General features: G+C 75.0%; 11 protein-coding genes. 7 read left to right on the forward strand and 4 right to left on the reverse strand.

Going from position 1 to position 14,401, the window contains the following annotated elements:
* Positions 1–60: 60 nt before the first annotated feature.
* Positions 61–5,646 carry an ATP-binding protein gene (locus I4I82_RS20745; protein ID WP_218589668.1) on the reverse strand — a complete coding sequence of 1,862 codons (5,586 nt, stop codon included), beginning with the start codon at positions 5,644–5,646 and terminating at the stop codon, positions 61–63.
* A 118-nt stretch (positions 5,647–5,764) separates the two neighbouring features.
* On the opposite strand from I4I82_RS20745, the gene I4I82_RS20750 reads away from it, so the two are divergent.
* Together I4I82_RS20750 and I4I82_RS20755 are read left to right on the forward strand one after the other, a co-directional pair.
* Positions 5,765–6,625: an alpha/beta fold hydrolase gene (locus I4I82_RS20750; protein ID WP_226370162.1), complete on the forward strand. Its 861-nt coding sequence runs from the start codon at positions 5,765–5,767 to the stop codon at positions 6,623–6,625.
* Positions 6,626–6,628: 3 nt separating this feature from the next.
* Positions 6,629–7,000: a VOC family protein gene (locus I4I82_RS20755; RefSeq protein WP_218589669.1), complete on the forward strand. Its 372-nt coding sequence runs from the start codon at positions 6,629–6,631 to the stop codon at positions 6,998–7,000.
* Between the two features lie 3 nt (positions 7,001–7,003).
* Here I4I82_RS20755 and I4I82_RS20760 read toward each other — a convergent pair whose 3' ends face one another.
* A complete protein-coding gene (locus I4I82_RS20760) occupies positions 7,004–7,408 on the reverse strand; it encodes an SRPBCC family protein (RefSeq protein WP_218589670.1) in 405 nt (134 codons plus the stop codon).
* 30 nt (positions 7,409–7,438) lie between these two features.
* Complete coding sequence (locus I4I82_RS20765; protein ID WP_218589671.1) at positions 7,439–7,906, reverse strand: winged helix-turn-helix transcriptional regulator; 468 nt, start codon at positions 7,904–7,906, stop codon at positions 7,439–7,441.
* 63 nt (positions 7,907–7,969) lie between these two features.
* Between I4I82_RS20765 and I4I82_RS20770 the strand changes: the two genes are divergently transcribed.
* Both I4I82_RS20770 and I4I82_RS20775 read left to right on the forward strand, forming a co-directional pair.
* Positions 7,970–9,370, forward strand: coding sequence for a DHA2 family efflux MFS transporter permease subunit (locus I4I82_RS20770; protein WP_218595947.1), 1,401 nt, complete (start codon positions 7,970–7,972; stop codon positions 9,368–9,370).
* Complete coding sequence (locus I4I82_RS20775; protein ID WP_218595948.1) at positions 9,367–9,891, forward strand: PaaI family thioesterase; 525 nt, start codon at positions 9,367–9,369, stop codon at positions 9,889–9,891. Before I4I82_RS20770 ends, I4I82_RS20775 begins: the two co-directional genes overlap by 4 nt.
* 95 nt (positions 9,892–9,986) lie before the next feature.
* Here the strand turns inward: I4I82_RS20775 and I4I82_RS20780 are convergent, their stop codons facing one another.
* Positions 9,987–11,393: an MFS transporter gene (locus I4I82_RS20780; protein ID WP_226370163.1), complete on the reverse strand. Its 1,407-nt coding sequence runs from the start codon at positions 11,391–11,393 to the stop codon at positions 9,987–9,989.
* A 64-nt stretch (positions 11,394–11,457) separates the two neighbouring features.
* On the opposite strand from I4I82_RS20780, the gene I4I82_RS20785 reads away from it, so the two are divergent.
* The 3 genes from I4I82_RS20785 (at position 11,458) to I4I82_RS20795 (ending at position 14,394) form a co-directional block, all read left to right on the forward strand.
* Positions 11,458–11,844: a pyridoxamine 5'-phosphate oxidase family protein gene (locus I4I82_RS20785; RefSeq protein WP_218594298.1), complete on the forward strand. Its 387-nt coding sequence runs from the start codon at positions 11,458–11,460 to the stop codon at positions 11,842–11,844.
* 89 nt (positions 11,845–11,933) lie between these two features.
* Positions 11,934–13,292: an ATP-dependent 6-phosphofructokinase gene (locus tag I4I82_RS20790; RefSeq protein ID WP_226370164.1), complete on the forward strand. Its 1,359-nt coding sequence runs from the start codon at positions 11,934–11,936 to the stop codon at positions 13,290–13,292.
* Positions 13,293–13,605: 313 nt separating this feature from the next.
* Entirely contained in the window at positions 13,606–14,394 is a 789-nt protein-coding gene (locus I4I82_RS20795) for an MBL fold metallo-hydrolase (protein ID WP_218596508.1), read from the forward strand.
* Positions 14,395–14,401 lie beyond the last annotated feature (7 nt).

The raw sequence follows: 14,401 nt of genomic DNA on the forward strand, positions 1-14,401 counted from the left end.
CCGCCGGCCGCCGGGCCGTGAGCGGAGACGAGTGCCGGAACACCCGAGTGCATCCACGGGTCAGGACTGCGCCAGCGCCCGCTCCATCCCCTTGCGCACCGCGTCGATGAGGTAGGGCCGCAGCTCGGGCCCCGGCACGATCTCGTCGATCGAGCCCACCCGCTTCGCCCGCTGCACGCTGTGCGCGGTGTCGAACTCGTCGGCCACCTGCCCCAGCTTCTCCGAGCGCACGCTGGGCCGCACCGTCGCCAGCTCGGCGGTGAGCCGCCCGGCCTCGGCGTCGTCGCCCGCCTGCTCGGCCTCGGAGATCCGCGCGACCAGCCCGGCCACCCGCTCGTCGGCCGCCGTGCGCTTGTTGACCTCGCCCGCGAACACGACCGCCGCGGCGGGCGCCCCGCCGATCACCGACGCGTAGGAGCCCTCGACGGCCGCGACCTGCATGTTGTCGTGCAGCGTCTTGGAGAACACGACGAACGCGCCGCCGTGGTAGCGAGACACCACGCAGAACACGATCGGCCCGTCGAAGTTGACGACGGCCCGCCCGATCTCCGCGCCGTACTCCAGCTGCACCTCGCGCAGCGACTCCGGCGACCCGTCGAAGCCCGACAGGTTGGCCAGCACCACCAGCGGGCGGTTGCCGCTCGCGGCGTTGATCGCCCGCGCCGTCTTCTTCGACGACTTCGGGAACAGCGTGCCCGCCGTGAACGACGACGGCCCGTCGACGGGGATCCGCCCGCGCCGCGGCAGCGGGCGCGACTCGATCCCCAGCATCGCGACGGGCTGCCCGCCCAGGTGCGCGTCGATCACGACCACGCCCTCGGCGTCGATCATGTCGGCCCAGCGCTCCAGCGTCGGGTGGTCGGCGTCGGCGACCGACGCCATCACCGAGCGGATGTCGAAGGGCTTCTTGCGCTCCGGGTTCGTGACCGAGGAGAAGATCTCCCCGACGGTCGCGAAGTCGCAGCCCGGACCGCTGTGCGGCGACGGCGAGACGTCGCGGTCGACCGGGTCGGACGACGGCGCGGGCCGCGGGAACCGCTCGCCCGGCGCGCGGTAGGTGTGCGCGTAGTGGGCGAGCAGCACGTCGACGGCGCCGGACAGGTCGGGCGCCCAGTACTGCGCCTGCCCGTTCGGGCCCATGATCCGGTCGTAGCCGCCGATGCCGAAGTTGTCCTCGGCGCTGACGCCGCCGGAGTAGTCGAGGCTCTGCTTGCCGGTGAGCACCATCGCGCTCTCCGGCGTCATCACCAGGATGCCCTTGGTGTGCATGAGCATCGTGGCCTCGGCGTTCCAGTACGGCTGGGCGCCGACGTTGATGCCGGTGACCACGACGTTCAGCTCGCCGCCGGACTGCGTGAACTCGATGATCCCGCGCAGCACGCGGGAGATCCAGTCCATGTTCTCGGTGCCGGAGTCCATCGCGATCTTCGCGCCGGCCGACACCGCGAACCACTCGATCGGCGCGTCGAGGCGCCGCGCGAGCTCGAGCGCAGCCATCACGCGCGCGCACTCGGGCTCGGCCAGCGCGCCCAGCGCCTTCGTCGGGTCGCCGATCAGGACGACCCGCGTCATGCCCTCCGGGTAGCGCGCGGTCGGCGTGGTGATGGTGCCGAGCACGAGGTTGGCCGTGTTACCGCCGGGTGCGCGCTCGACGACGACGGGCGAGCCGCCCTCGCCGAGGTCGTACTCGGTGAACACGCCCGGCCGCCCCCCGGCGTCGGGGTTGCGCAGCAGCATCGGCACGAGCTCGTAGGGGTAGACCGCGCCTCGGCGCCGGGCGCGGATCACCTTCTGCGCGTAGGCGTCGAGCTCGCGCATCGGCTCGGTGGGCGGGTCGGTGACCCGCACCGTGAGCCCGGCGCCGGGCGGGCGCGACAGGCGCAGCAGGTGCTCCGTGGGCTCTCCCGCTCCGGCTCCACCCGCCCGCCCGGAGGCCAGCCGGAACTGGACCATCACCTGCTCCAGCCCGAGCGCGTCGCTGCGCGGCGCGAGCAGGCGGACCAGCGAGTCGAGGTCGGCGAGCGGGATGTCGACGACCGGCCAGACGTAGAGCAGGACGCGGTTCCACTCCAGCTTCGCGTCGGCGCGGCCGGCGGCGCGGGCCGAGCGCAGCGCGTCGAGACAGGCGTCCAGGACGTGCTCGAGCTGCGGGATCGCGCGGATGGTGCCGTCGTCGGCGCGCTGGACGGTGATGTCGCGGACGTCGGACAGCGCGAGCAGGCGCACGTCGTCGGGCACGTTGCGGCCGGCCGCGCGGAACAGGTGGACGTCGACGGGCGAGGGCAGGCGCTCGAGCGTGAAGTCGCCGAAGCGCCACAGCCCCAGCCGCTCGGCGACCATCGGGTGCAGCCCGCGCAGCGTGGTGTCCTCGACGGGCCGCCGGTCCGGCCCGGGGCGGAAGGTGAACCAGGCCGAGCGCTCGTCGCCCCGCGGACGCCGGACGGCGACGGCCACCTGCGCGAGCGGCTCGGGCAGCCGCCCCAGCAGCGCCAGGATCTTCTCCGCCGACCGCTCGGGGTCGGCGTCGGGCGCCTCGCCGGCGATCACGTACAGGTCGAGCGCGACCTTCGAGCCCGCCGGGACCTGCAGCAGCAGGCGCCGCAGGTCGCCCTGCACCGCCCGCGGGTCGGTGCCGGCCGGCGCGTCGGGGGAGGTGTAGACGGTGGTGGCGAGGACCGTGACCTCGCCGCCGTCGTGGGTGTAGGTCGCCGTCAGCAGGGGGCGCCCGCCGCGGTCGGAGACGGTGACGTCGCGCAGCGGCCGGATCCGGTAGTAGCGCCGGGTCATCACCTCGAGCATCGCGGCGTGGTGCTGCTCGCCGAACACGTCGAGGATCGGCTCCGCCGCGGCCACGATCCGCTCGATGCCCTCGGCCCGGGCGGGGTCGCCCGGCTCGGGCAGCACGTCGAGCTGCGCGCGCACCTGCTGCTGCCCGGCGGCCCGCTCGGCGGCGATCAGCGGGGCGTCGAAGCAGGTGTATCGGACGCGCCGCGCCAGGCTGCCGACCACCGGGTGCCGCAGCTGGGTGGCCGTGACGAGCTGGTCGAGCGTGCGCAGGTACTCCTCGCGCGCCGACTCCGGCAGCGCGTCGGGGTGCGTGAGGCGCCACTGCAGCAGCGCGAGCACCACCGGCACGTGCGCCGACGCGCGGCGGTGCGCGAGGAACATCCGGTAGAGCGCGCCGGACAGGGCCTCGGACTGCTCCAGGTCGGGCACGCCGTAGTGCGCCAGCGCCTGGCGCAGCCGGGCCTGGAACGACTCGGGCAGCCCCTCGGCCTCCGCGTCGCGGGAGCGGAGGTAGGCGTGCAGGTACTCCTGCGGGTTGCGCTCCTGCTCGCCGGTGGGCTCCCCGTCGACCGAGCCGCGGCGGTTGCGCGAGAGGGCGGCCAGGTCGGAGAAGATCCGCAGGACCGCGGTCTCGCCGGCCAGGACGGCCGGGTCGTCGGGCGCCAGCGCGTCGCGGGCGGCGGTGAGGCGGGCGAGCAGCGGGCGCGCGTCGCGGTCGTCGATGTCGAAGCCGAGCACGAGGTAGCGCAGCGAGGTGAGCGCGTCGGCGGCGTCGGTCGCGCTGTCGGACGGGCGGGCGTCGACGCCGGTGAGGGCGGAGAAGTCGACGCGCCGCCCGCCGGGGCCCGCGTCGGCGTCGGCGTCGGGCTGCAGGCGGACGAGCTTCGTGCCGCCCTCCACCTGCGTGTTCGCGTCGACGAGGATCTCCGCGACGCGACCGGCGACGGGCGCGCGCAGGGCCGTCTCCAGCTTCATGCTCTCCACGACCGCGACGACGTCACCGGCCTCGACCTCGTCGCCCGCGGACACCGGGATCGAGACGACCATCGCCGGGGCGGGCGCGCGGACGAGCCCGACCTCGCCGCCGGAGATGCGGTGCACGGCGCCGTCGACCTCGACGAGCACGTCGGGGTCCTGCGGCGCGGTGAGCACCGAGTAGGTCTGCCCGCCGACGGTGAGCCGGCGCTCGAAGCGGCCGGTGCGCTCGGTGTCGACGTCGAGCGCGGTGCCGTCGAGCAGCACCCGGTAGCGCGTGCCGCGCGCCTGCGCGACGTGCAGCCGGTAGGACTCGCCGCCCGCGCGGACGTCGACCTGGTACCAGGTCTCGTGCCCGACCTCGGGCCGCCCGCGCTCGGCGGAGGCGAACAGCCGCTCGCGCTGGCGGGCGACGTGCGCCTCCTGCGCCTCCACCGCGGTGGCGAGCAGCGCGACGTCGAGGCGCTGGGGCGGGGTGTAGCCCGCGGCCATGAGGCCGTCGAGCCAGGTGGTGTCGGTGTCGCCGGTGAGGATCTCCGGGCGGCCGAGCAGGTCGATGAGGAACGCCTTGTTCGTGGTGCCGCCGTCGATCACCGCAGCGGTCTGGCGCAGGGCCCGGCTGAGCCGGCCGCGGGCCTCCTCGCGGTCGCGGCCCCAGGCGATGATCTTGGCGATCATCGAGTCGTACTGCGGCGGGATGACGTCGCCCGCGGCCACGCCGGTGTCGACGCGGATGCCGGGGCCGCTGGGCAGGGCGAGGTGGTCGATGCGGCCCGGGGCGGGCGCGAAGCCGTTCTCGGGGTCCTCGGCGGTGAGCCGGGCCTCGATGGCGTGTCCGCGCGCGGGCGGCGCCTCCGGGGCGACGTCGACGAGCCTGCCGCCCATCGCGACGTGCAGCTGCAGCTTGACGATGTCGACGCCGGTGGTCACCTCCGTGACGGGGTGCTCCACCTGCAGCCGGGTGTTGACCTCGAGGAACGACAGCAGTCGCTCCTTGGGCTCGTAGAGGAACTCGACGGTGCCCGCGTTGACGTAACCGGCGGCCTTCGCCAGCGCGGCCGCGGAGTCGCGGAGCAGCCGCTCCTGCTCGGCGTCGAGCGCCGTGGACGCCGACTCCTCCAGCACCTTCTGGTTGCGCCGCTGCACCGAGCAGTCGCGGACGCCGAGCGTCCACACGTCACCGGTGGCGTCGGCGACGACCTGCACCTCGACGTGGCGGCCGCCGGAGATCGCGCGCTCGAGGAACACGGTGGCGTCGCCCGCGGTCTTCGCGGCCTCGGATCCCGCGCGCTCGAACGCCTCGGCGAGCTCCTCGGGCGCGTTCACCTTGCGGATCCCGCGCCCGCCGCCGCCCGCGGTGGCCTTGACCATCAGCGGATAGCCGATCGTCTCCGCGTGCCGGCGCGCGTCCTCGACGTCGGCGACGGGCCCGCCGCTCCACGCCGCCAGCGGGACGCCGACCTCGGCGGCCAGCTTCTTCGCCGCGATCTTGTCGCCGAGGCGCTCCATGACCTGCGCGGACGGTCCGATGAACACGATGCCCAGGTCGGCGCACAGCTGCGCGAACTCGGCGCGCTCGGAGACGAAGCCCCAGCCGGGCCACACGGCCTCCGCGCCGCACTCCTTGAGCGCGCGCTCCAGCTCGGCGTAGTCGAGGTAGGGGTTGGTGCCCGTGAACGCCTGGTCCGGGTCGTCGGAGCCGATGAGGACCGACTCGTCGGCCTCGCGCACGAACATCGCCGCCCGGTCGACCGCGGTGTAGAACGCGATCGTCCGCAGGGGGACGCGGTCCGGCTGGGCGTTCCACTCCCGCACGGCATGGATCAACCGCATGGCGGGCTCGCCGCGGTTGACGATCGCGATGCGCTGGAACGCCTGGTTCATCTCGCTCCCCTCGTCCGGTGCGCCGGGGTCACCGGCCGGGACCCACCCAAGCCGACCCGGCAGGGGCGGCACAACCTGCGCCCGGGGGAACCGGGGTGAAACCCGCCATGATGGGTGCGTGACGGTACGAACGACGGCGGTACGCATCCCGGTGGGCACGCTCGACGTCCGCGAGTCCGGTCCCCCCGACGGCCCGCCGGTCCTGCTGCTGCACGGCTTCCCGCAGGGCCCCGAGTCCTGGGACGAGGTGGTGCCCGCCCTGAACGGGGCCGGCTACCGCACGCTCGCCCCCGAGCAGCGTGGCTACGCGGCCGGTGCGCGGCCGTCCGGGCGCAGGGCCTACCGGCTCGCCGACCTGGCGTCCGACGCGCTCGCGGTGGTCGCGGAGCTGGCCGGCGGCCGCGCGCACGTCGTCGGCCACGACTGGGGCGCGGCGGTCGCGTGGCGGCTCGGTTCCCGGTACCCCGACGCCGTGCGCTCGCTCACCGCGGTCTCCGTGCCGCCCGCCGCGGCGTTCGCGCGGTCGCTCGTGACGACCCGGCAGGTGCTCGCGTCGTGGTACATCGGGGCGTTCCAGCTGCCGTGGGTGCCCGAGCGGCTGCTGCGGCCCGACGAGCGCGGGTGGTCGCCGGTCCTGGAGGGGGCGCTGCGCCGCACCGGGCAGACGCCCGAGCGCGCGCGCCGCGACGCGCTGCGGATGGCGCAGCCGGGCGCGCTCACCGCCGCGCTCGACTGGTACCGCGGCATCGCCGTCAGCGACCCGCGCGAGACCGACCCGCCCGTCACCGTGCCCACGCTGTTCGTCTGGAGCGACGGCGACACCGCGATCACGCGGCAGGGCATCGAGCTCACTCACCGCCACGTGACCGGGCCCTACACCTACGCGGAGCTGCGCGGGGTCAGCCACTGGATCCCCGAGGAGGCGCCCGCCGAGTTCGCCGCGCGCCTGCTCGACCACCTCGCCGCGCACCCGGGCTGAGCCGTGGAGATCCTCTCGTCCCGCGTCCTGCTGCGGCCCGCCGACCACGACGCGACCCTCGCCTTCTACCGCGACGTCCTGGGCCTCGCGGTCGCCCGCGAGTTCCCCGGCGGCACGGTCTTCTTCGCCGGCAACGGGTTCGTCGAGGTGTCGGGCGCGCGCGAGCCGGGGGAGCGCACCGGCGTCGCGCTGTGGCTGCAGGTCCGCGACCTCGACGTGGCCGCCCGCGAGCTCGCCGCGCACGTCGTGCGGGAGCCGCGGACCGAGCCGTGGGGCCTGCGCGAGATGTGGCTGGCCGACCCCGACGGCGTTCGCATCGTGGTCGTCGAGGTGCCGCCGGACCACCCGATCCGCCGCGACGTCCGCCACGACTGAGGCCTACGGCGCGGCGGGGTCGGCGTCCTGCTCGACGTTGCGCTTGATCGCGTCGAGGGTCTCCTCGAGCCCGCGCTCGATCCGCTCGTCCTCGACGTGCTCGGTGTGCAGGCGGACGGTCACCTGCGAGCCGGAGGCGGCGCCGGTGACCTCGAGCTCGCCGCTGTAGTCGTGCGGCCCGGGCGCGCCCCAGCGGATGGTGCGCGACTCCTCCTCGGCGGTGAACCAGGCGTCGCCCTCGCGCTCGGTGCCCTCGACCTCGGCGACGGTGTGCACCTTCTCCCCGCCCGCGGGCTCGGCCGAGCGCATGGCCGCGAAGTAGTGCGGCAGGTTCTCCACGTCGGAGAGGTAGTCGAACAGGACGCCGGGCTCGGCCTCGACGGTCGCGCTGCGCTCGTGGTCACCCATGCTGCGGGGCGTACCCCGCGCCCGCGAGCGTCAACCGGCTCGCAGGGCCGGCTCGAGCGCGAGCGTGTTCAGGCGCGTGCCCGACTCCACCACGTGGCCCTCGGCGCACCGCACCTCGACGTGCACCGGCGCGCCGCACCCGGCGTGCTCCACGCGCATCGGCGGGCCGTCGGCTCCGGCCAGGTGGCGGTCGCCGTAGTCGAGCATCGCGAGCAGGACGGGGCGCAGGTCGCGGCCCGCCGGGGTGAGCCGGTACTCGTGGCGCTCGCGGCGGCCGGGCTCGCGGTAGGGCACCTTCTCGACGAGGCCGGACTCGGTGAGCGTGACCAGCCGCCGCGTGAGGACGTTGCGCGCGATGCCCAGGTGGGCGGTCAGGTCGTCGAAGCGGCGGATCCCGTTGAACAGGTCCCGCAGCACGAGGACGGTCCACGCGTCGCCCACCAGCGCCGCGGTCCGGGCCACGGAGCAGCGGGCGCTGGGCAGCTCCCTGAAGTCCATGCGGCCAGGGTAGCCCGCGGATGGGTTGCGCGCGAGGACGCAGCATGTTTGTCTGCGTCCACCATGAGAACTCAGCGACCCGCCCTCGTCCTCGCGGTGACGTCGCTGGCGGCCTTCCTGGTCTTCCTCGACGTCACGATCGTGAACATCGCCTTCCCCGACGTCCGGGCGACCTACCCCGACACGTCGCTGGCCGACCTCTCGTGGGTCTTCACGGCCTACAACGTCGTGTTCGCGGCGCTGCTCATCCCGGCCGGCCGCCTGGCCGACGCCCGGGGCAGGCGCCGGATCTTCGGCGTCGGGCTCGTCCTGTTCGGGCTCGCCTCGCTGGCCTGCGCGCTGGCGCCGACGGCGGGTGCGCTCGTCGCGGCCCGCGCGGTGCAGGCCGTCGCCGCCGCGCTGCTCGCCCCGGCCTCGCTCGCGCTGCTGCTCCCGGCGTTCCCGCCCGAGCGGCGCGGTGCGGCCGTCGGGCTGTGGGGCGCCACCGGCGCGATCGCCGCGGCCACCGGCCCGGCCCTGGGCGGCGTGCTCGTCGACGCCTTCGGGTGGCGCGCGGTGTTCTTCGTCAACCTGCCGGTCGTGGTGCTCACGCTCGTCGCCTCGCGGTTCGTGCTGACGGAGTCGCGCGACCCCGACGCCCGGCTGCCCGACCCGGTCTCGGTCGTGCTGCTCGGCACGGGTGTCGCCGCGATCTCGCTGGGGATCGTGCGCGGGGAGGACGGCGGCTGGGGCGACGCGGTGTGGCCGCTCGTCGCCGGCGCCGTGCTGCTGGTGCTGTTCGGCGTCCGCAGCGCCCGGGTCGCGCGCCCGCTCGTGGAGCCCGCGCTGTTCCGACTGCGCAGCTTCGCCGGCTCGATCGCGGGCTACCTCGTGTTCTCCGGGGGCTTCTACGCGCTGCTGCTGTCGAACATCCTGTTCCTCACCGGCGTCTGGGGCTACGACGTGCTCACGGCCGGGCTCGCCGTCACGCCCGGGCCGCTGATGGCCGCGCTGGCGTCGTCGGTGGGCGGGCGGGTGGCCGACCGGTTCGGCGCCGGCGCGTCGGTCGTCACCGGGGGGCTGCTGTTCACGGCGGGCTGCGTGCTGTTCGCGGGCGCCGTCGGGCCCGACCCGGCCTGGCTCACCGTGTTCCTGCCCGGGCAGCTGCTCACCGGCCTCGGCGTCGGCGCCGTCTACGCGGGGCTCGGCACGGCGGCGGTGTCGGAGCTGCCGCCCGTGCGGTTCGCCACGGGCAGCGCCGTCGGCACCTGCGCGCGCCAGATCGGCGCGGTACTGGGCATCGCGCTGCTGCTGTCCGGGCTCGCCGCGGCCGGCTCGTCGTTCGAGGCGTTCCGCACGGGGTGGATCGCCATGGCCGCGGGTGGCATCGTCACGGTCCTGTGCGGGGTCGTGGTCGGCGCCGCGCGGGCCCGCTCCGCTCCCGTCCCCGCACCCGCTCCCGTGTCCCTGGAGGAACCGGCATGACCGCCACCCCGGCCCCGGCGCCCCCGAACGCCGTGCGTGAGCGCACGTACCGCTGGGAGGACCCGATGGTGACGGCCGCCGCCGCGGAGGGCGTCGACGGGCTCACGTTCCTGCGCCGGGTCGTGGCGGGGGAGGTCGCGCTCGCGCCGATCGGCTCGACGCTCGGCATGTCGCTGCTGGAGGTCGAGGAGGGGCGCGTGGTGTTCGGGCTGGAGCCTGCGGAGTTCCACTTCAACCCCATCGGCTCGGTCCACGGCGGCGTCTACGCGACGATGCTCGACTCGGCCACGGGCTGCGCGGTGCACTCCGCCCTGCCCGCCGGCGTCCGGTACACGAGCCTGGACCTCAGCGTGAAGTTCCTGCGCGGGCTGGGGGAGAAGTCCGGCCCGGTCCGGTGCGAGGGGCTGGTGGTGCACCTCGGTGGGCGGACGGCGCTGGCGGAGGCGCGGTTGTACGACGGGCAGGACCGGCTGTGCGCCCACGCCACGAGCAGCTGCATGATCTTCCGCCCGCCGACCTGACCCCCACGCCTCGCGAGTTCGCCGCCGGGCCGCGCGAGTTCGCCGCTTCTGCCCGGAGGTCGCCGCTCTGCTGCGCGAGCTCGCCGCCGGTGCCGTCAGGCCGCCGCACTCAGGCTCGGCGCCGCGGTCACCGGCGTGGCGCGCGGCGTCAGCGCCGAGATCACGGTCGCTCCCACCGCCGCCCCCGCCGCGGCCAGGAACACCACCGTGTACGCCGTGCCCGCCGGCAGTACCACCCCGCCGACCGTGATCGTCAGGCCGCTCGCCACCGCCGCCACCACCGCGCTGCACGAGGACGTGCCGAGCATGCGCATGAGGGTGTTGAGGCTGTTGGCCGCGGCGGTCTCGGTCGGCGGCACCGCGTCCATGATCAGCAGCGGGAGCGCGGAGTAGGACAGCGCCGCGCCGATCGCGGTGACCGTCGCCGCCACCATCACCAGCGCGAGCGAGCCGGGCAGGACGGCCATCGACAGGTTCCCGCCGATCAGCACGACCGTGCCCGCGGTGAGCGTCGTGCGCGGACCGAACCGCGCCGACAACCGGGCGGAGACCGGCGAGAACACCGCCATCGCGCCGCCGATCGGCAGCAGGACGAGCCCGGCCGTGACCAGTGACAGCCCGAACCCGTAGCCCGACTCCACCGGCGCCTGCAGCACCTGCGTCGTCACCAGGAACTGGGCGAACATCGCGAAGCCGATGAGGATCGAGCCGAGGTTCGTCCACAGGACGGCGGGACGGGCGGTGGTGCGCAGGTCGACCAGCGGCGACGACGACCGCAGCTCCCACCGCCCCCACGCGACGAACAGCACGACGGCCGCGACGAGCAGGCCGAGCACGACCGGGCTGCCCCAGCCCCAGTCGCTGCCCTTGGAGATCGCGAGCAGCAGGCAGACGAGCGCGGCGGACAGGCCCAGCGCGCCGGGGAGGTCGAAGCGCCCGCCCGACCGCGACGGCGACTCCGCGACGACCCGGCGCACCAGCAGGAACTGCACCGCGCCGAGCACCGCGGCCCCGGCGAACAGCCACCGCCAGCTCGTCTGCTGCGCGACGAAGCCCGTGATCGGCAGTCCGATCGCGCCGCCGATCCCCAGCGACGAGCTCATCAGCGCGACGCCGCTGCCCACGCGCTCGGTGGGCAGCAGGTCGCGCATGATGCTGATCCCCAGCGCGACGACGCCGAGCGACGCGCCCTGCAGCACCCGCGCGACGAGGAGCACCTCGATGCCCGGAGCGACGGCCCCCAGCGCCGACCCGACGGTGACGGACCCGAGCGCGACCAGCAGCATCCGCCGCTTGCCGTACATGTCGCCCAGGCGCCCGAGCACCGGCGCGCACACCGCCCCGGCGACGAGCGTGGCCGTGACCAGCCAGGTGACGGTGGACGTCGACGCACCCAGCAGGCGCGGGAACTGCGGCAGCAGCGGGACGACGAGGGTCTGCATGAGCGACACGGCCAGGCCGCAGGACGCGAGCACGCCGATCACGACGGCAGGACGGGACACCGGGGACGCCACCGCATCAGGTGAACAGAGATGGTTGGCAATGGCAAGTTGATAGCGTCCGACGGTGCGCACTCTCACCGACGTCTCCGACGGGTTCCGCGAGTTCTGGACCGAACGCCACCTCTGCACGCTCGTGACGCTGCGCGCCGACGGCAGCCCGCACGTCGTACCGGTGGGGGTGACGCTCGACGTCGAGGCCGGCATCGCGCGCGTGATCTGCCGCGGCGGCTCGCTCAAGGCCCGCAACGCCGCCGAGCGCGGCACGGCGGTGGTGTCGCAGGTCGACGGCGGCCGCTGGTCGACACTGGAGGGCACCGCGGTGGTGCGGACCGACCGGGTGTCCGTCGGCGAGGCCGAGCGCCGCTACGCGCAGCGCTACCGCGTGCCGCGGGAGAACCCGGAGCGGGTCGTCATCGAGATCGCGGTCCGTCGGGTGATGGGGTTGAGATGACGGGGTGCCGCACGGCACACTGAACCGGTCAAGTACCGGCTCGTCGGCGCGCCGGACCCTGTCCGACCTGCCCTGACGAGGAGCGCGCCGTGAGCGAGCCCGCCCGTGTGGTCACCCTCCCGCGCAGCGCGTCGCCGTCGCCGGACCTGGCGATCTCGACGCTCGGCCCGGCGCGCATCGCGTCACCGCTCGCCGAGCTGCTCGACAACAGCCGCACGAGCGAGCACTACGTCGACGAGGACGACAAGGTCCTGCTCGACGACACGCTCGCGGGCATCACCGCGCGCGGCGTCCCGGCGTCGGAGCTGCCGGGGATGGAGCCGTGCGGGCCCCGGCGCCGGATCTTCTTCGACCCCGCGAAGACGCGCGCGGCCGTCGTCACCTGCGGGGGCCTGTGCCCGGGGCTGAACGACGTGATCGCGGGGCTCGTCCGCACCCTGACCTACCACTACCGCGTGCGGCGCGTCATCGGCATCCGCAACGGCTACCAGGGCTTCGTCCCCTCCTACGGCCATGACGTGGTCGACCTGACGCCGGAGTCGGTGCGCGACATCGCCACCGACGGCGGCACGGTGCTCGGCACCTCGCGCGGCCACCAGGACCCCGACGAGATCGTCGACTGCCTGGAGCGGCTGCACGTCAACGTCCTGTTCGTCGTCGGCGGCGACGGCTCGATGCGCGGGGCCATGCGGATCGCCGCCACCGTCGCCGAGCGCGGCCTGATGATCGCCGTCGTCGGCATCCCGAAGACGATCGACAACGACATCCCCTACATCGACCAGAGCTTCGGCTTCCAGACCGCCTTCTCCCACGCGAGCGACGCCATCCGCGCCGCGCGGGTCGAGGCGACCTCCACCGCCAACGGCATCGGCCTCGTCAAGCTCATGGGACGCCACTCCGGCTTCATCGCGAGCTACGCCGCGCTCGCCCGCAGCGGCGCCGACGTCGTCCTCATCCCGGAGGTGCCGTTCGGCCTCGAGGGCGAGGGCGGCCTGCTCGCCCACCTGCGCCGGCGCGTGCAGGAGCGGGGGCACGCCGTCGTCGTGGTGGCGGAAGGCGCGGGGCAGGAACTGCTGGGCCACGACCCCGACGCCGACGCCTCCGGCAACGCGCGCCTGGGCGACATCGGGCCCTACCTGCGCCGCCGCATCGGCGACCACTTCGCCGACGCCGGCATCGAGACCTCCATCCGCTACATCGACCCGAGCTACGCGATCCGCAGCGTCCCCGCCAACCCCTACGACTCCGTCTACTGCGTGCGCCTCTCGCAGGCCGCCGTGCACGCGGCGATGAGCGGGCGGACGGAGATGGTGGTGGGCCGCTACCGGCGCCGGTTCGTGCACGTGCCGATGGCGGCCGCGGTGAGCCGGCGCAACCAGGTCGATCCGCACGGCGACCTGTGGATGGCGGTGCTGGAGTCGACCGGGCAGCCGGTGGCGTTCGCCTGACGGCCCCTGCCCCGCGAGTTCGCCGCCCTGCCCGGCGAGTCCGCCGATCGGGCCCGGCGGCCGCGGAGGGAGCGTCGCGAACTCGCCGGGCGTGATCCGCGAACTCGCTGAGTGCGATCGGCACATTCGCCGGACGTGATCCGCGAACTCGCGGGGCTCGATCGGCAAACTCGCCGGGGGGATGGGCGAACTCGCCGGGCCGGATCGGACAACTCGCCTGGCGTCGGCGGCAAACTCGCCGGGAGTTGTGGCGGGGTCGGTCGGGTGCGTGTCGATCGTGGACCGCCCGGCCAGCGATACTGCAGGCGTGCAGATGCGCTTCCTCGGCCACTCCACGGCCCGGCTGGAGCTGGCCGGGCGGGTGGTGCTGACCGACCCGGTCCTGACCGGGCGGGTCGGGCCGCTGCGCCGCACCGCCGCGCCGGTCGACCCGGCCGACCACGCGGGCGTCGACCTCGTCCTGCTCTCCCACCTGCACGCCGACCACCTGCACCTGCCGTCGCTGCGCCGCCTCACGGGGGCGCGGATCGTCGTGCCGCGCGGGGCGGGGGAGTGGTTGCGGGGCAAGGGGATCGCCCGGGTGGAGGAGCTGGGGATCGGCGAGGAGCTGGTCGACGGCGGCCTGCGCGTCACCGGCGTCGAGGCCGCGCACAGCGGCCACCGCTGGGGCCCGCGCTCCACCCGCGGCCCGCAGGCCCGCGCGATGGGGCACCTCGTCGAGGCCGACGGGCTCACCGTCTACGTCTCCGGCGACACCGACCTCTTCGACGCCATGGCCGACCTCCCGCGTCCCGACGTCGCGCTCCTGCCGGTCTGGGGTTGGGGACCCTCGCTCGGGCCCGGGCACCTCGACCCGGTGCGCGCCGCGGAGGCCGTCGCGCTGCTGCGCCCGCGCGTCGCCGTGCCGGTGCACTGGGGCACGCTCGCGCTGCCCGGCCTGACCCGCGCCCCGGGCGCGCGCGGGGAGAACATGCGCCGCCTGCTGGTGGAGCCGCCGCGCGAGTTCGCCGCCGCCGTGGCCGCCGCCGGCGTCGGCACGCACGTGGCGCTGACCGAGCCGGGCGAGCGCGTCGCGCTGCCGCCGCTGCCGGTGCAGCGATGAGTGCCCT

It is taken from the genome of Pseudonocardia oceani (genome assembly GCF_019263585.2).
Lineage (GTDB): Bacteria > Actinomycetota > Actinomycetes > Mycobacteriales > Pseudonocardiaceae > Pseudonocardia > Pseudonocardia oceani.